The following is a 17,576-nucleotide window of genomic DNA, read 5'->3' as shown; positions in this document are numbered from 1 at the left end:
TAGTTTGTATTTCCTCATTTTTTGCTGACATTATATAAAACTAAAAAATAAATGGGCAAAACTATTGAATAAACAAGCGTTTCACGAAGAGTTACAGCGCGTTCTGAGTGATAATTTATTATCTGAAATTGATGCTCATGTTGAGCAATGGTATGATAGCCGCCAGCAGATAGTTCAATATATTTCTGCTCTGGAGAAAAAGGAGCAAAATTTCCGAGAAAGTTTGTCTAGTACCTTAAGAGCTTTGCAAAAGCTGTTGGCTGAGGAATCGGCAAAGCAACTAACCCAAAAATATCAGTCGGCTGTTGATGAGGTGGCTGAACAATTTCCTGCCAATATAAAATGGCAGCAGGGCAAAGAGCGGTTTGTGGTACAAGATGGGGATTCACTGTACGTAGCTATGGCTAAAAGAGTGAAACACGCAGTACAGTCCGTCCCGGAAAATTGGCAGCAGGCTGTTCCTTTACAGGGGATAGTAAGGTATCACTTGCTGGAAGCAGATATAATTGTGGGGTGGCATCAACAGTTACAACGGATACAGCTGCAGATGATTTCAGAAGTTGAAGATCAGCTGGTTGCTCGGACATCTGCTGAAGAAGAAATAATGGTAGAAGAGTGGGTAGCCTTGGCAGAAAAGCTGGAGAAAAAACTTAAAGAAGGAAAGGAGCAGGTTACGCAAACAGTAGCTGATGACATCGATCGGCTGGAATCCGAAATTAAAGAAGCTGCCGAACGGACAGGTACCATAGAACGCCGATCTGCCTATTATCGTGAAGCTCGCATCGGATACCGTAGCAAAGAGGTGGATCAGAAGTTGCAATCGCAAGGGGACTCATGGAGTCAGGCACAAAAATTGTTGTATGGACGTACTGAGTTGATTTCCGAGTTCTATAACCTGCACCAAGATATTGTTGATCGTTGTTCAACGTTTTCTGATGACCTGCAATCTTATTTTGCAGATGTTATCATTAATCCGCTTAATGAATTGCAAGAGCTTTTACAGGGGGATAAACAAGAAACGTCTGCAAAGCAGGTCAGCCAGCTTAAGCCAAAGCTGATGAAGCTGGTGGATGAACAGATGAGTAACCGTTTAAGAAAGGAGATTGAACAGCAGGTGTTTGCGAGAAAGGTTGAACACTTTTTTGATGATTTATTATTGAGAGCCAACCAGACATCGCAGCAAGGTACGTTGCTGTATGATATAGACCTGCAGGAAAACCCTCCGAAACTAGATCATCAATCAATAGATTGGCGCCTCTTGGTGGTTCGATCGATACGAGAGCAGGTGGTAAATGCTGTTGAACCGCTAAAAGAACAATATGCTGAATTCATATCGGAGCTGTTGGAGGATATCCATGATATTTCAAGTGTGATCGATGTAAATTTAGATTCGGCAATACCTGTAGAAGAAAACAGTCAGAAAGAACAGAAAGCTGAGGCCCAAGAGGCAGCTTCGGAGGCTTTACAAAGGCTGAATAAAATCGTCGAGGATATACAAAGTAGGTCAGTTGAGAAACATCGCGAAATTATGAATACCATCGCGGAAGGACATACCTCGTTTACCCAGCTGTTGCTGGGAATAGTACATGAAGGTGACCGCAATGAGCTGCAATTATTGAATGCCAAGTACAAAGCCAAAGAAACGACAAAGGGTTGGCAGACAGTAGTTCAGTCTCGGATGGCGCGTGTCCAGGATCAATTGGCCTTATGGAGTCGGTTTGGATGGCGCAAGATTAAGACAGTAGTAGAGACCGTGGCCTTATTTCTTGGGTTTATGAAAAAAGAGATCCAGGAAACTAAGCGCGCTGATATTGCTACATACTTATCGGATACTGATCAGAAAATGAGAGAGCTGCCTTATATTTATCAGCGGCTTTTTAACTTTGATGCGGTCGCCGATCAACGGTTTTATGTACAGCTACTGGATTCATCGGGTATTATTAAGAAGGCCTATGAGAAATGGCAGCAGTCGTTTCCGGCTACATTAGCTGTAGTGGGGGAAAAGGGTAGTGGAAAATCTACCTTTCTAAATTTAACGATTGAGTCTGAAATAACTGGTAGCAAGACGATCCATATTACCCTGCAAGACACAATTTGGAGCGAACAACAGCTGGTAGAACTGTTGGCTGATGAACTTGATATCAGTGGAGTGAAATCTATTCAAGAGATTGTTGAAAAAATTACTGGATGGTCGGATCACAAAGTTGTGTGCATTGAAAATATACAAAACTGCTTTGTACGTAATTTAAATGGATACGAAGCAATTGAAAAGTTTTGCTATTTAATTTCTGAGACAAAAAATCAGGTGTTCTGGATTGCCAGTTGTTCTCGTTATGCGTGGCGTTTTTTGGATAAAACAGTACAGTTGAGTGAGTACTTTTCGCATTTTACTACCACCGATGTGCTTGATGCAACACAAATAAAAAGAGTGATTTTGAATCGTCATCGCTCCAGCGGTTACACCTTGCATTTTGAAGCTGACAATGAGACAACTAAGTCACGCAGTTATCTAAAACTAATGGACGATGAAGATAAAGAGCAAAAGTATTTACAGGAAGATTACTTTGAAAAGTTGACTGAACTGGCCGAGGGTAATGCTTCGGTGGCAATGATTTTTTGGATTCGATCAATTCGTAAGTTCGATGATAGGTGTTGCTATATACAGCCGTTAGAGGTGACTTCGCTGGAAATGATTGAGGATTTGAACCCACAAGTGCTATTTACACTGGCGGCTTTTGTACTGCACGATACACTTACCGATGAACAGTTATCTATGGTTTCACATACCACAAAAGAAAAGAGCAGGTTAATGATTAATCGGTTGCAATCACGCGGGCTGTTGGTCGAAAAAGAAGGCATGTATGCTATTAATCATCTGATGTACCGACAGATTATACGCGTACTTAAAGAACGGAATATTATACACTTGGTGTAAGATTATGGATATGCAACGAATATTATTGAGTTTATTTCTGCTGCTTTTAGGAACGTTCGGCAGTGTTTCGGCAAAAAATATAGCATCATTTCAGCAGCAGCAAGATACGGTAACAATTGTTGGTCCCATACAGGTTGATACCGCAGGGACAAGCAAGGCTACAGATGATACCACAGCTTCTGTACCAGATGATGCAGAAAGCACTCTTAAGGAATTCAAAAATCTAATTTCTTTCGGTTCTATCTTGGGCATCATCATTTTACTTATAATCACCTACTTTGCAAATAAACTGGTGGTAATAATCCTGGATAACCTTTCGGAACGTTTCACGAATTACCGACTGGGTATTAAACGGACAGTGCCGGTATTCCGACTTTTTATCTGGGTGTTTGCTTTATATGTGATTATTGCCGGTGTTATTAACCCACCGGTTGGTACGGTACTTACAGTATTGGCATCTGTAGGTATTGCTGTGGGGTTTGCGGCACAGGATATCCTTAAAAATATTTTTGGCGGGTTTATGATTATCCTCGATCGTCCCTTCCAGGTGGGAGATAAGATTGAGGTTGGAAATTATTACGGTGAGGTGTTAGCCATTGGGCTACGTTCGAGTCGCGTTGTTACACCCGATGATTCTATTGTTTCTATCCCCAATGGGGAGCTCATGAATAAAGCTGTTTCAAACGCGAACGCCGGTGCACTGGATTGCATGGTTGTGGCCGAAATATTTTTGCCAATGGATGTTGATGTTGAGGCAGTTAAGCGTATTGCCTACAAGGCCGTAGTTTCATCTCGGTATGTCTATCTGCAGAAGCCGGTTTCTGTGATTATGCTCAACGAGGTGCATGAAGAAAATTTTATAGTCAAGCTCCGGGTAAAGGCCTATGTGTTGGATATTCGGTACGAGTTTCCTTTCAAAAGTGATATGACCGAATTAATATTGAGAGAGCTGAAAGAACGTAATCTAATACCTAAACAAGCGATTAATTACCATTAAAACTACCTTAATACCTATGATATCTTCGGATACTATTTCTAATGTTTGTGTTGTTTGTGCGCTGTATTTTCTGGTCGCATGTAGCTCTTCAACTGATCAGGTTGCCGATTCAATGACAATCGACGAGAGGCTTGGCCAATATACCGAATATACCCTTGAAGCCGATCTTTCTACGCTTAGTGAGAATCAGCGAGAGATGATTCCTCTGCTTATTGATGCAGCTAAAGCGATGGAAGAAGTCTTTTGGATGGAAGCCTACGGGGATAAAGAAAAATTGATGGCAAGGCTGAATAATGCCAAAGAGAAACGCTTTGCTGAAATAAATTATGGACCCTGGGATCGGCTGAATGGCAACGAGCCCTTTGTTGAGGGAGTAGGACCCAAGCCGGAAGGAGCAAATTTTTATCCGGCCGATATGACAAAGGAAGAATTTAATAATTGGGGTTCTGAGACAAAAGATGATCTGTACACTCTGGTTCGCCGTGATGATGAAGGAGATCTGAAAACGGTACCTTACCATGAAGCATTTGCCGAACAGCATGAGTTAGCGGCCCAAAAGCTGAAAGAAGCCGCAAAGCTGGCCGAAGACGAAGGGCTGAAAAAATATCTAAATCTTCGTGCCGAAGCCTTGCTTACCGATAACTACCGTGCCAGTGATATGGCCTGGATGGATATGAAAGACAATACCATTGAGGTGGTCATCGGGCCTATTGAAACCTATGAAGATCAGCTGTTTGGATATAAAGCTGCACACGAAACCTTTGTGTTGATCAAAGATAAGGAGTGGAGTGAGCGGTTATCAAAGTATACCAAAGTGCTACCTGATCTGCAGGAAGGCCTGCCGGTAGACGCGGAGTACAAGCAGGAGACGCCGGGCCGTGATTCTGACCTCAACGCCTATGATGCCATCTATTATGCCGGGGATGCAAATGCCGGATCTAAAACCATTGCCATTAACTTGCCCAACGACGAAGAGGTACAGCTCGAAAAAGGCACCCGTCGTTTGCAGTTGAAAAATGCAATGCGTGCTAAATACGATAAGATTTTAGAGCCTATTTCTGAAGTATTGATCGCCGAAGACCAGCGCCAGTACATTACCTTCGATGCTTTCTTTGGTAACACGATGTTCCACGAAGTGGCCCACGGATTGGGAATTAAAAACACTATTAACGAGAAGGGAACAGTGCGTGAGGCCCTTAAAGAGCATGCATCGGCCCTGGAAGAAGGGAAAGCCGACGTGCTGGGACTTTATATGGTATCGGAGTTACGAAAAGATGATATGGTTACCGAAGGGGCGATCGAAGATAATTATGTGACTTTTATGGCAAGTATATTTCGGTCTATTCGGTTTGGATCATCCAGTGCACATGGTAAAGCTAACCTTATTCGGTTTAATTATTTTAAAGAAATGGGAGCATTTACCTATGATGAACAATCTAAAACCTATAGGGTGAATTTTGATAAGATTGCCGAGGCCACCGACTCGTTGTCAAATAAGATATTGACCATGCAGGGAGATGGAGACTACGAAGGCGTTGCCGATTTTGTAGAAAAGTATGGACAAGTTGGAGGTCAGCTTCAGAAATCATTAGATCGTCTCTCTGAACAGTCTATTCCTGTTGATGTTACCTTTGAACAAGGCAAAGAGGTGCTTGGCTTAGAGTAAGTGGGTGGTAATTAATTATGGGTTACAAGGGGGACCGTTCGGTGCCCCTTTTTCTTTTGATAATGATCTTTGATTTTGCTTCAAAAGTTGATTCTGATCATGGAATCGGTTACAATACTAGTAACACCCACCTCAACTTAATGAAGGAGATGAGATATGGAAGAAAACGCTTTTCTAGAAGCAGCAGAGAGTGGAGATATGATAGACGTTAAGCAACGTCTGCAACACGGAGAAGATGTTGATACTTCGGACGAACACAACCGCACTGCATTAATGAAGGCAGCCAAACACGGGCATCTCAATGTCGTACAGGTGCTATTGGAGCATGGGGCCGATGTTAATATTCGAGATAATCGTGGAACCAATGCCTTGTATTGGGCTTCAAATAATGGCCACGATGAGATTGTCCAACTGTTAGTTCAACATCACAGCGATGTAAGTGTTGTCGATAATCGAGGTTGGTCAGCTAAAGATCAGGCCAGTGTCAAACATCATGATCATATCGTTCACGTGCTTGAAGATGCCGGAGCTTAGGATCTGTATTGGTAGTTAATTAATTACGAAAGCCTGCTCTTTTCAGAGTGGGCTTTTTTATGCATAGATCAAAAAGATGGTAGGCTCTTTGTGTATAGAGAGACCGGCATCTTTTCGCCATTCCGAAATCTTTTTAGAGATAATAAGCTCATCAGGCAGGGTAAGATTTGTTGCCGTGCAAAATCGGGTTTGCGGCTGACACAATCTTATTACATCCTTTTTAACTGCATCATTACGATGGGGCGCCTCCATAAATATTTGGGTGCTGCCTGTTTTTTGGGATTCCTTTTCGAGTTGGGTAATAGCAGACTGTCTTTTGTTTTTGTCGATAGGCAGATACCCGTGAAAACTGAACTGTTGGCCGTTAAACCCGGATCCCATCAGGGCCAGCAGTATTGAAGAAGGACCTACTAATGGGGAAACCGTGATGTCATTGTCATGGGCTAACTTAATAAGCTCTGATCCCGGATCGGCAACAACCGGACATCCCGCTTCTGAAATTAATCCCGCATCTTTTCCCTGCTTGAGTGGTTTTATAAAAGAGATAATCTCCTGTATTGGAGTCTTTTTATTTAGTACAAAGAAATCAATTTCATATTCGGGAATGGTATCTCCTACCCATTGCAGATAGCGCGAGGCCGTTTGAACGTTCTCGACAATCAACACATCCAGCTGACGGATGATATTTAACACATAATCGGGGATGGTATTGTTTTCGGGGGTTTTACCAAGGGTATTGGGGACAAGGTAAAGGGTGCCTTTCTGAGACTGTTCCGTCGTCATAACAACTTAATCAATTCTTTCAATAACCAGTTCTTGGTCTTCTTCTGTTAACTTTTTGTTAGCAAAGCGATGGGCGGTTATGGAAATACCAAATGTTATAAGCAGTGCTACAAAAGCCATAAGGGCATTTGTCCATACCAAACTCTTTTGGGTCTCAATAGTCGGTAATAGTAGAATCTCTTGCCAACCTCCAGGATTGTAACGAACCGGAACGACCCGAATTTGCTGAAGTTCTCCAGCCATTTCTACAGGCAGAGAAAGTTTTCTTTCAATTTCTTCACCCTTGTTGGTTTCGAACCGAAGAATAATATAGCCATTTGTTTGGGCAGCAATTTGTTTGAGGTCGAAGTCTACAACCTCTGCGGTATAGCTGGTACCATTTTCAAAGGTATCATTAATGCCATAATAGACCAAGCTCTGTTGCCCAATTAGAAAAAGAAATGACAGGGGAAGAAGCCAAAAAAGGTAAAGAAACTTGTAACTGTTCATCTAGGAGATATTGCCAATAGGTTATAAGAAAAATGCGTAATAAATTACATAGAACCAGCTGAGTAGACCGTGAATAATAGCCCATAAAATGGATTTGTTAAGCGACCACGATATTGTGACAGCCAGTGCCGTTCCCAATGTTATTCCACCGCGTACGGTTTCATTTACTTTTCCAGATTTAGCCATAACCAATATAGTTTTATATGAATGTTGATGGCAGTAATATAAACTAATTATTGATTTCCTGAAGCGTAGCTGTTCGCAGGGCCGGATCCCACATTAGCCGTTGCTGGTAATCCTGGTGCATCAGGTTGCTGCTCATATGAAACCAGAAGGCTACTTGCAGCGAATCAAAGAAAACCGCTTGTCCAAAGGGTTCGCCCGAGTAAACGGAAGCTCCGTAATCGATACCGTTGAGGAGACCGAGCCGATTGTCATAAATGGCCCCGTAATACTTAAAATCGCTATTCAGACTTTGCTCATTATACGGCCAGCTCATAATCTCCTTTACACGTTTTGAAACAGCGGGGGAGAGTAAGCTGTCTTGTTCGAGCTCTATCATCAAGTGCGAAAGTTCTGTGGCTGTTGATTTTGGGAAAAGGTGTAGTAAATCACGTCGTTCCGTAAAACCAACGCCCAATCCTTGTTGCTCAGAAAACCGACTGTTTACTTTTTCATGGAAAGCAGTGTTATCGATGTACTTTCGTGTAGTATTCAGTACAGAATCGCGGAAAGTACTATCAGGGAGATTCTTTAATTTCTTGAAGTGCGTTTCGAAACTATTTCCGTGCAATCCGGGATGCAAGGTGATATATAATCCGGAAAAAGGTACGGGGGTATCAGTCTGTTGCAACTCCAACATCGAAATAGTGCGGTTTATCTCTTCAGTACCCAGCTTTTGATAGAGATAGTCAGAAATAGCCAGGTCATTATAAATAATGGCCTTTTTTATTAAGGCCTCCAGCGGGGCCTCGTTTTGTTCATTGATATATCCTTCATCAGATAATACCGCTTTAGCATTTTCGTGATTGGAGGCATCAATATACGGTAGCTGATAACGATCAATGTGATCTATTGAAATAAGCGAATCGGGATCAATTTTCCTTTCTTCTACCAGTCGGGCATAGGTGGTGATCAGAAAAAAGTTGGACAAGGTTCCCATCGTATGGGGCGCATCCTCACTGTAAGCAATAGTAGTGTCAGGATTAAGAGCCGATTGTGAGACAACAGCTGAATGCTGTGGATTTTCGCCAATATAATCTGTCAATCCACGAAGGGATGTCGCTTGGGTTACCCACTCTTGACCTTCCTGCAGGTCCCCACTGTTTTTGAAGAGGGTAGTAAGAGCATCAAGATTAAAGCCGAAAGCCAAGAAAAAGATGAGCACAAAAGTGCCAACAAAAGCACCAATAAATTTGAGGATACGCATGAAGCAGTGTGGGGAATACTAGTATTGCAATTAGGTCCCAAATATACGGACTCTCTTCCCCTTAATCAGTAAAGAATTGTACAGAATTTGTAAACGGAAGGAGAGAAGCAATTGGGCACTACTCTCCCTCTGATACTATATCATACTGGCATATTTCATTAATATCGCACAGAGCCAGGCGGCATAGGTTCCAAGTGCGTATCCCAGTACGGCCAGCAGTACACCAACGGGGGCGAGGGCCGGATGGAAGGCCGAAGCAACAATGGGAGCAGAGGCAGCGCCTCCTACGTTGGCCTGACTGCCAACGGCTATAAAGAAGAAGGGGGCATTGATAAGTTTTGCCACTATAAAGAGAATTATGACGTGAATAATGATCCAGAAGAGGCCAATCAGGAAGAAGCCCGGATTTTCAAAAATTGCCAGCACATTCATTTTCATTCCGATAGTAGCGACTAAAACATAGAGGAAAAGGCTGCCAATTTTTGATGCTCCGGCACCTTCCAGTTTGCGCGCACGAGTAAAGGAGAGCACCAAACCACCGGTGGTAGCTATGACGATAATCCAAAAGAACCGGGAGTCAAGACTGAGCTTGCTGAGTTCAGGAAAGTTTTCTCCTATTAAAGGGGCCATGAAATCAGCACCGAGGTGGCCCACCGCAGTAATTGCAAAAGCAACGGCAACAATGGTAGTAATGTCAGCGAGGGTTGGAATTTTTACGATACTGTCTTTGTAGTCCTCAATTTTCTTACGCAATTCCGTAATGGGAGAAGCATCAGCATTAAACCATGCATCAATACGTTCGGAGATTCCGGCACCGTACAATAGAAAGGCCAGCCAGATATTGGCAACAATAATATCGACGGTAACCATGGCTGAAAATAGATCGGCGCTGGGGTTAAAAACTTCAAACATGGCCGTTTGGTTGGCACCACCTCCAATCCAACTTCCTGCAACGGTAGAAAGTCCGCGCCACAAAGCTTCGGGACCGGCGCCGGCAGTCATTTCAGGAGCAAAATAGCTTACGGTGATTAATGCAAGTGGGCCGCCAATGACAATCCCAACAGTTCCGGCAAGGAACATGATAATAGCTTTAGGGCCAAGGTTGATTATTCCTTTAAAATCAATACTAATAGTTAACAGGACCAGACTGGCCGGCAGTAGATATCGCGAAGCTACAAAATATAAATTAGATTCTTCCCCGGATATCAGTCCCAGTGAGTTTAATATTGAGGGGATAAAATAACAGAGCAACAATGAGGGGACAAAGGTATAGAACTTTTGCCATTTGGGGTTGTCGCTGTTGGAGGTGACAAAGATTGCGGCCAAAATTACCAGGAGAATTCCCAGCACAACGGCGTCGTTTGTAAAAACCGGAGTTGCAAGAATATTAAACATAAGCTGATTTTGTTAAATGATTACGCCTGAATCTACATTATATTGGGGGATATGCGCAAATGGTATGAAAATCGATCTGCAAAAGGTTATACTTATTGTTCATTTTTGAGATTAACTGAATTCGAGATATGAAATTTGCTGTTATTGGAACCGGGAAAACCGGTGGTAAAGTGTTGGATGTATTGGCCAAAGACCAAATTGTGGGCCCCTTTGATTCTACAAACAAACCTACTGCCGAGAAGCTTAAACAAGCAGATGCGGCAATTTTGTTTGTGCCGGGTCCGGCCGTGGAAGACCTGATGGAGCCACTGCTAGAGTCGGGGATACCTGCTGCATGGGGCACAACCGGATATGAGTGGCCAAGCGATTTGGATGATAAGTTGAAACAGGAAAATGTGAAATGGCTTCGGGCATCAAATTTTAGTTTGGGGATGAATATTGTGCGCCGATGTCTTAATGTTATAGGGCGGAGTTCATCGGTATTGACCGCTCCCTCTTTTCATATCCATGAGGTCCATCATGTTCATAAACAGGATGCTCCCAGTGGTACTGCGATATCATGGGAAGAGTGGCTGGGTAAAGAAGCTGATATTACCTCTGCGCGTGAAGGGGATATCAAAGGAATTCATCAGCTGGAAGTTTCTACTGATACCGAATCGATTAAACTGGAACACAAAGCACATGATCGAAAAATTTTTGCTGAAGGTGCCGTTTGGGCAGCTGAACAATTGGTGAAAGGGGAGGTAGAGCCCGGCTTTCACCGTCTTTCAACTATCTTTGATAATGTAATGGAACAATTATGAGTCTAACTGATACGCAACTTTATACTGCAATTGTTACCCCTATGAAAGAAAATGGGGATGTTGATCTTGATGGACTTGCTTCCCTTATCCATCGCCAGGATGAAGCCGATAACGGTGTGCTGGTTCTTGGCAGTACCGGAGAAGGGCTTGCCCTTGGTCTCGAGGATAAGAAGCAGGTCGTAAAAACGGCAACGAGCTTAAATATAGAAGTACCCATTATGGTGGGAGTAGGGGGATTCAATCTCCGAAACCAGATCGCATGGATGGAGTATTGCCACGACTTTGAAGTGGATTCATTTTTATTGGTTACTCCCTTATACGCTAAGCCCGGTCCCAAGGGGCAGGTGAAGTGGTTTAAGTCACTCTTGGATACAGCCGAACGCCCCTGTATGCTTTATAATGTGCCATCACGCACCGGCACAGAGATGAGCCTGCTCGTATTGAAAGAACTGGCCGGACATCCAAATTTTAAGGCCGTAAAAGAAGCCAGCGGCAGCATCGACGATTTTCAGCAGTACCGAAAAACGGCGGAAGATATTGCCTTCTATAGCGGGGATGACGGTCTGCTGCCATTCTTTGCTATGGCAGGATGCAATGGCTTGGTTTCGGTAGCAGCCAATGTATGGCCTAAAGAAACCCATCAGTATGTAGACTGGTGTCTTGATGGGCGTGGTCCGGAGCTGTTACCCTTATGGCAAGAGTGTACGGATACCTTATTCAAGTGGTCCAATCCTGTACCGGCAAAAGTATTGCTGCAGGAAAAGGGATGGATTGAAAATGCGAGGTTACGCTCTCCACTGACCACTGAAGAAGTAGATGATATAAGTCTGCTTAAAAATGCTGATAACATGATTCAGCAGTGGTATACTAAGACAAATAAGTAAAATTCATAATTACTAACTGTTACTATCTGACGGTATGTTGTAAGTACCGCAGTTGCCTAAAAATATATTTAACCTGGATTTAAATTTTATTAACTCATGAGTGATAAGAATTGGGAAGACGTATTAGATAAACTGGAAACCGGTGAAGTTCGGGCTGCAGAACCCAAAGGAGATGGTTGGGAAGCGAACCGAGAAGTGAAAGAAGCTATTTTGGCTTCCTTTGGAGATGGAAAGAATACCGAATATTCTGGTATTTATGATGGCTTTGTTGATAAACATAATCTGCCGCCACGCCGATTTTCAGCTAACCAAGAAGTGCGACTGGTGCCGGGCGGGTCGTCGGTACGGCGAGGGGCTTATGTAGCTCCCGGTGTTATTATTATGCCTCCGGCTTACATCAATGTTGGGGGATATGTAGATGAAGGATCTATGATCGACAGCCATGCCTTGGTTGGTTCCTGTGCCCAGGTTGGTAAGAATGTACACCTGTCGGCTGGGGTGCAGCTGGGCGGCGTACTTGAACCGGTTGGCTTATCTCCTGTAGTTATTGAAGATGACTGCTTTATTGGGGCGGGCTCAGTTGTAGTTGAAGGTATTTTGGTAAAAAAGGGAGCAGTAATAGCTCCCGGCGTAACCCTTTCAAAATCTATTCCCGTGTATGATTGCGTAAACGAAGAAGTGCTGGGCAAAGGGGCCGACATCCCTGAACGAGCAGTAGTAGTACCGGGGACCCGACCAATGAGCGGAGACTGGGCTCAAGAACAAGGATTAAATGTTGCATGTCCGATGATCGTCAAGTATCGTGACGCCGATAGTGATGCCTCATTGGAACTGGAAGATGCACTCCGTTAAATATCTATTAAATTATTAACTGAAAAATATGCGAGTACTAAAGTTTGGTGGATCCTCAGTAGGATCCGCTGATGCTATACAACAAGTAGAGAGTATCATCTCTAAGAAGAAGCAAAACCATCACTTGGTAGTGGTGGTTTCTGCTTTTGGAGGAGTGACCGATCTGCTTGAGGAAGCAATTACAAAAGCATCAAAGGGAGAAAAGTACCAGGAAATTATTAAAGAGCTTGAGAAACGGCACAATAGCGTAATCAAAGAGCTTATTGGTATTCAAAACCAGAGTGCTACGCTGGCCCAGTTCAAGATGATGTTTAACGAACTGGCTGATGTGCTGCATGGAGTATCGTTGACGCGGGAGTTAACGGATCGTACGCGCGATTTTGTGCTTGGCTTTGGAGAGCGTTTCTCCGCATTTATCATTAGCGACTATCTGAAAGATTCCGGTATCTCCTCGGATTATGTGGATGCCCGAGAGATTATTAAAACCGATCAGCAGTTTGGGTCGGCGCGAGTGCTGTTTGAAGAAACGTACGAGAATATCCGCACCTATTTTGATAAATCAACCCCGGATTCTGTACAAATAGTTACCGGTTTTGTGGCATCTACCTCATCCGGGGTATCTACTACTTTGGGACGGGGAGGATCGGATTATACGGCATCGTTAATCAGTGCCGCCTTAAACGCAGATGCGATAGAACTTTGGACTGATGTTGAAGGGCTCATGACGGCCGATCCGGGGAAAGTGGAGCGTTACTTTGTGATACCGCACCTATCCTATGAAGAGGCGATGGAGCTCTCACATTTCGGTGCAAAGGTAGTATATCCGCCTACGCTACAGCCCGCGATGAAGGCTTCCATCCCTATCAAAATAAAAAATACCTTTAAGCCAGAAGAGGAAGGCACAACCATTAGTAATGAGTCGCATCCCGGTCCATCGGTGATAAAGGGTATCTCTTCAATTGATAACATTACCTTACTCACGGTTCGCGGGAGCGGAATGATTGGGGTAACCGGTATTTCAGCTCGGCTGTTTAGTGCACTGGCCGATGCCGGTATCAATATTATTATGATCACCCAGGCTTCATCAGAGCATACGATCTGTGTGGCTGTTTTGCCGGATCAGGCAGGAACTGCCCAACAGGCTATCGAAGCGGAATTCAAATATGAGCTTCGGGATGATATTATTGATGAGGTAAGGGTAGAAAAGGATCTCTCTATTGTGGCGGTCGTCAGTGATGATATGCGCCATGTGCCGGGGATATCGGGGCGTGTGTTCCAGGCGCTGGGCCAAAATGGTATAAATGTTGTAGCAACGGCTCAAGGTTCCTCGGAGCGTAATATCTCTATTGTTGTTGATCGTAAGAATGAGAGAAAAACGTTGAATACGCTCCATGATGCCTTCTTTATGGCAGATGTTAAAACAGTTAACCTCTTTCTTATCGGGGTGGGGCTTATCGGCGGTAAGCTGCTGGATCTCATGCAAAGACAGATGAAACAGCTGTTGGATGAATATCACCTGGAGCTTAAAATCACGGGAATCTCAAACAGTAAAAAGTTTCTGATTGACGCCGAAGGTCTTGCAATTGATGAATGGGAAGATCGATTGACGGCCGAGGGAGAAGAGGCTGATATCGATCACTTTATTGAGGAGATGGCCGGATTGAATTTATCGAACAGTATTTTTATCGATTGTACTGCCAGTGAGGAAATCGCTGCAGCCTACGATAAGGTACTGAAATCTAATATCTCAATTGTCACGGCAAATAAGAAGGCGAACTCCAGTTCGCTGGCGACGTATGAAAAGCTGCAAGAGCTGGCTTTTAAACATAATGTAGCCTACCTCTATGAGACGAATGTAGGAGCGGGATTGCCGGTTGTGGCAACACTCAAAGAGCAGATCCTGACCGGTGATGATGTGATGCGTATTGAAGGAGTTCTCTCGGGTACGTTGAGCTATATTTTCAATACCTATGATGGAAGTACTCCTTTTAGCGAGGTTGTCCGTACGGCCCGTGAAAAAGGATTTACCGAACCCGATCCCCGCGAAGATCTTAATGGACAGGATGTAGGCCGGAAGCTGCTTATTCTAACCCGGGAAGCAGGGTTTAAGCTCGAGTTTGAGAATATAGATATTGAAAACCTTGTTCCTAAAGATGCCCGTTCTGTTGAGACGGTAGAGCAGTTTTTTGAGGTCCTTGAAAAACATGATGACGATTTTTCCAATCTCTATGAGGAAGCGGCATCAAACAACAATAAACTCTGTTATATCGCCCGGTACGAGGATGGAGAGGCTACGGTAAAGCTTGAACAGATTGGGCCTAACCATCCTTTCTATGGCTTAAGCGGCAGTGATAATATTGTGGCTTTTAAGACACGCCATTATCAGGATAGTCCCATTGTAGTGAAAGGCCCCGGTGCGGGAGCTGATGTAACGGCCAGTGGTATTATTGCCGATATCTTACGCATCAGTAACGCCCCTTCATTTAGAAAAGAGTGGTAACATGGATTCGAAAAAAGGTTTAGAACAAGTAAAAGTTTTTGCACCAGCTTCTGTAGCAAATGTGAGCTGTGGCTTTGATGTATTGGGGTTTGCTTTGCAAAGTCCCGGCGACGAAATTATTGCACGGCGCGTTGAGAGCTCCTCAAAACTCGAAATTGTCACCGTTACCGGGGCTAACGGGATGCTACCTACCTCGGTAGAGAAAAATACTGCAGGTGTGGCTGCCCAGATGTTGCTGGATTATTTGGAATGTGAGTTTGGTATAGAACTGGAGATCCACAAAAAAATGCCCCTTGGCAGTGGATTGGGATCGAGTGCCGCAAGCTCTGTTGGGGCGGTAGTAGCGGTAAATAGATTATTGGGATCACCACTCGAGGATAAGGAATTGCTGCAATTCGCGGCCGAAGGAGAGCGGGTGGCTTGTGGAACAGCACATCTCGATAATGTAGCTCCTTCGCTGCTGGGCGGCGTGGTATTTATCCGGGATCAAGAGTCAGCTGACGTTTTTGCTCTCGAATGTCCAAAACCTCTTTTTGCCACGGTAGTGCATCCCCAAATTGAAATTAAGACGGAAGATACACGTAAAATACTGCGCAGAGATATTCCCCTTAAAAAGGCGGTTACCCAATGGGGAAATGTAGGGGGATTGGTCGCAGGCTTATTAAAAGGAGACTACGGATTGATTTCCCGTTCTCTGCATGATGAGATTATTGAACCGGTACGCTCGGTATTAATACCGGGTTTTGACAAGGTTAAAGAGGCTGCAATAAATGCCGATGTCTTGGGGAGCGGGATTTCCGGTTCCGGCCCCTCTGTTTTTGCTCTTTCATCGACAAGAGGAACAGCAGTTAGGGCGGGGAAAAGAATGCAAGGTGCTTTTGACAAGATAGGGTTAGAGAATGAGTGCTATATTTCAAAAGTGAATGAGCAAGGACCTCAAATACTGGAGGAGAAGTGAGTATGAAGTTTGTTAGTACAAAGGGAGAGGCTGAACCGGTTTCATTTGCACAAGCAGCATTACGAGGTCTCGCCCCGGATGGTGGTTTATACATACCCGGAGCGTGGCCTTCATTTCCGGGGTCATTTTGGGATAGTATTAAAACCAAAAGCCTGCAGGAAATAAGCTATGCAATGGCCCGGCCTTTTATTGATGAGCTGAGCGATAATGCGTTGCATAATATTATTAATGATGCCATCAATTTTGAAGCTCCCCTGGTTCAACTGGATGAAAAACGTTATGTGCTGGAGCTTTTCCACGGGCCAACACTGGCATTTAAAGATTTTGGTGCCCGGTTTATGGCTCGTGCTTTTGCTGCTCTGCGAGAACAGAGCGAGCAGGATTTGGTGATAATTGCTGCCACATCCGGGGATACCGGGAGTGCAGTGGCACAGGGATTTCTAGGTGTAGAAGGGATAAAGGTGTGTCTGTTGTATCCCGCTGGTAAAGTCAGCCATATTCAAGAACAGCAGCTTACAACGGCCGGACAAAATGTAACGGCACTCGAAGTGGACGGTACTTTTGATGATTGCCAGCGGATGGTAAAACAAGCTTTTTCTGATAGTTCGTTAAATGAACAGTTGCTGTTGAGCTCTGCTAATTCGATTAACATTGCCCGTCTTGTTCCCCAGATGTTCTATTATGGATATGCACTTGCGCAGTTGCGGGGTAACAGCGCACCTATATTGTGTGTACCTAGCGGGAATTTTGGAAATCTGACAGCCGGATTAATGGCAGCAAAGCTGGGTATGCCTGCAGCAGGTTTTATAGCTGCCACAAATGCCAATGATATTGTTCCTGAGTACTTGGAAACAGGTTCTTTTAATCCCCGAGACTCAAAACAGACAATATCCAATGCTATGGACGTGGGGAGGCCCAGTAATTTTGAGCGGATGCATTATCTTTTTAATGGAAATCATCATAAAATGGAAAAGACGATATGGGGGACCTCTTTTTCGGATGATGAAACCCGGGCGGCTTTAAAAAAGGTATATGAGAAAACAGATTATGTGATGGATCCTCATACCGCTGTTGCACATTTAGCGGTTGAAGAGTACCGGGAAACAGCTAATGGCTATTTCGGAGAACAGAAAGATACTCCTTTCGTAATGCTTTCAACCGCACACCCCGCCAAGTTTGGGGATGTCATAGAACCGGTAATCGGTGAGGAGGTTGAAATACCGGAGCGATTAGCGGTGTGTTTAGAAAAGAATAAGAAGAGCGTAGCTCTGGAGAACGACTACTCGGTGTTAAAAAAATGGTTGCTGGATAATTACAAGGGAGCTTTGTAAAACCGGACATGTCATCCTGA

At 44.0% G+C, this 17,576-nt stretch carries 15 protein-coding genes; 10 read left to right on the top strand and 5 right to left on the bottom strand.

Annotation, left to right across the window (positions count from 1 at the left end):
• Nucleotides 1-64 precede the first annotated feature (64 nt).
• From G3569_RS07455 to G3569_RS07440, 4 genes are all read left to right on the top strand, one after another.
• Nucleotides 65-2,935: a hypothetical protein gene (locus tag G3569_RS07455; protein ID WP_165267664.1), complete on the top strand. Its 2,871-nt coding sequence runs from the start codon at nucleotides 65-67 to the stop codon at nucleotides 2,933-2,935.
• Between the two features lie 10 nt (nucleotides 2,936-2,945).
• The gene (locus G3569_RS07450) at nucleotides 2,946-3,932 is read left to right on the top strand and encodes a mechanosensitive ion channel family protein (protein ID WP_165267662.1); all 987 of its coding nucleotides are present in this window, start codon (nucleotides 2,946-2,948) and stop codon (nucleotides 3,930-3,932) included.
• 16 nt (nucleotides 3,933-3,948) lie between these two features.
• Nucleotides 3,949-5,598, top strand: a complete 1,650-nt coding sequence (locus tag G3569_RS07445; protein WP_165267660.1) for a DUF8614 domain-containing protein — start codon at nucleotides 3,949-3,951, stop codon at nucleotides 5,596-5,598.
• Nucleotides 5,599-5,754: 156 nt separating this feature from the next.
• A complete protein-coding gene (locus tag G3569_RS07440; protein ID WP_165267658.1) occupies nucleotides 5,755-6,132 on the top strand; it encodes an ankyrin repeat domain-containing protein in 378 nt (125 codons plus the stop codon).
• Between the two features lie 57 nt (nucleotides 6,133-6,189).
• Here the strand turns inward: G3569_RS07440 and G3569_RS07435 are convergent, their stop codons facing one another.
• The 5 genes from G3569_RS07435 to G3569_RS07415 all read right to left on the bottom strand — a co-directional run bounded on the left by G3569_RS07435 (nucleotide 6,190) and on the right by G3569_RS07415 (nucleotide 10,228).
• Nucleotides 6,190-6,915: an SAM-dependent methyltransferase gene (locus tag G3569_RS07435; RefSeq protein WP_165267656.1), complete on the bottom strand. Its 726-nt coding sequence runs from the start codon at nucleotides 6,913-6,915 to the stop codon at nucleotides 6,190-6,192.
• 6 nt (nucleotides 6,916-6,921) lie between these two features.
• Nucleotides 6,922-7,404, bottom strand: a complete 483-nt coding sequence (locus tag G3569_RS07430; RefSeq protein ID WP_165267654.1) for a hypothetical protein — start codon at nucleotides 7,402-7,404, stop codon at nucleotides 6,922-6,924.
• 21 nt (nucleotides 7,405-7,425) lie between these two features.
• On the bottom strand, nucleotides 7,426-7,590 hold the full coding sequence (locus G3569_RS07425; protein WP_165267652.1) for a hypothetical protein: 165 nt from the start codon (nucleotides 7,588-7,590) through the stop codon (nucleotides 7,426-7,428).
• Nucleotides 7,591-7,633: 43 nt separating this feature from the next.
• Nucleotides 7,634-8,833 carry a serine hydrolase gene (locus G3569_RS07420; protein ID WP_165267650.1) on the bottom strand — a complete coding sequence of 400 codons (1,200 nt, stop codon included), beginning with the start codon at nucleotides 8,831-8,833 and terminating at the stop codon, nucleotides 7,634-7,636.
• 135 nt (nucleotides 8,834-8,968) lie between these two features.
• Nucleotides 8,969-10,228 (bottom strand): DUF819 family protein, encoded by a 1,260-nt coding sequence (locus G3569_RS07415; RefSeq protein ID WP_165267648.1) that lies wholly within the window; start codon nucleotides 10,226-10,228, stop codon nucleotides 8,969-8,971.
• A gap of 128 nt (nucleotides 10,229-10,356) precedes the next feature.
• On the opposite strand from G3569_RS07415, the gene G3569_RS07410 reads away from it, so the two are divergent.
• The 6 genes from G3569_RS07410 (at nucleotide 10,357) to thrC (ending at nucleotide 17,556) form a co-directional block, all read left to right on the top strand.
• The gene (locus tag G3569_RS07410) at nucleotides 10,357-11,031 is read left to right on the top strand and encodes a dihydrodipicolinate reductase C-terminal domain-containing protein (protein WP_165267646.1); all 675 of its coding nucleotides are present in this window, start codon (nucleotides 10,357-10,359) and stop codon (nucleotides 11,029-11,031) included.
• A complete protein-coding gene (gene dapA, locus G3569_RS07405; RefSeq protein WP_165267644.1) occupies nucleotides 11,028-11,915 on the top strand; it encodes a 4-hydroxy-tetrahydrodipicolinate synthase in 888 nt (295 codons plus the stop codon). Before G3569_RS07410 ends, dapA begins: the two co-directional genes overlap by 4 nt.
• Nucleotides 11,916-12,011: 96 nt before the next feature.
• Nucleotides 12,012-12,767 carry a 2,3,4,5-tetrahydropyridine-2,6-dicarboxylate N-succinyltransferase gene (locus G3569_RS07400; RefSeq protein WP_165267642.1) on the top strand — a complete coding sequence of 252 codons (756 nt, stop codon included), beginning with the start codon at nucleotides 12,012-12,014 and terminating at the stop codon, nucleotides 12,765-12,767.
• A 28-nt stretch (nucleotides 12,768-12,795) separates the two neighbouring features.
• Nucleotides 12,796-15,267 carry a bifunctional aspartate kinase/homoserine dehydrogenase I gene (thrA, locus tag G3569_RS07395; RefSeq protein WP_165267640.1) on the top strand — a complete coding sequence of 824 codons (2,472 nt, stop codon included), beginning with the start codon at nucleotides 12,796-12,798 and terminating at the stop codon, nucleotides 15,265-15,267.
• 1 nt (nucleotide 15,268) lies between these two features.
• Complete coding sequence (locus G3569_RS07390; protein ID WP_165267638.1) at nucleotides 15,269-16,225, top strand: homoserine kinase; 957 nt, start codon at nucleotides 15,269-15,271, stop codon at nucleotides 16,223-16,225.
• A 2-nt stretch (nucleotides 16,226-16,227) separates the two neighbouring features.
• Nucleotides 16,228-17,556 (top strand): threonine synthase, encoded by a 1,329-nt coding sequence (gene thrC / locus G3569_RS07385; protein ID WP_165267636.1) that lies wholly within the window; start codon nucleotides 16,228-16,230, stop codon nucleotides 17,554-17,556.
• Nucleotides 17,557-17,576: the final 20 nt, after the last annotated feature.

This window comes from Fodinibius halophilus (genome assembly GCF_011059105.1).
Taxonomy (GTDB): Bacteria; Bacteroidota; Rhodothermia; order Balneolales; family Balneolaceae; genus Fodinibius; species Fodinibius halophilus.
Note: the sequence above shows the minus strand (reverse complement) of the source record. Positions and strands in the feature narration are given on the sequence as shown.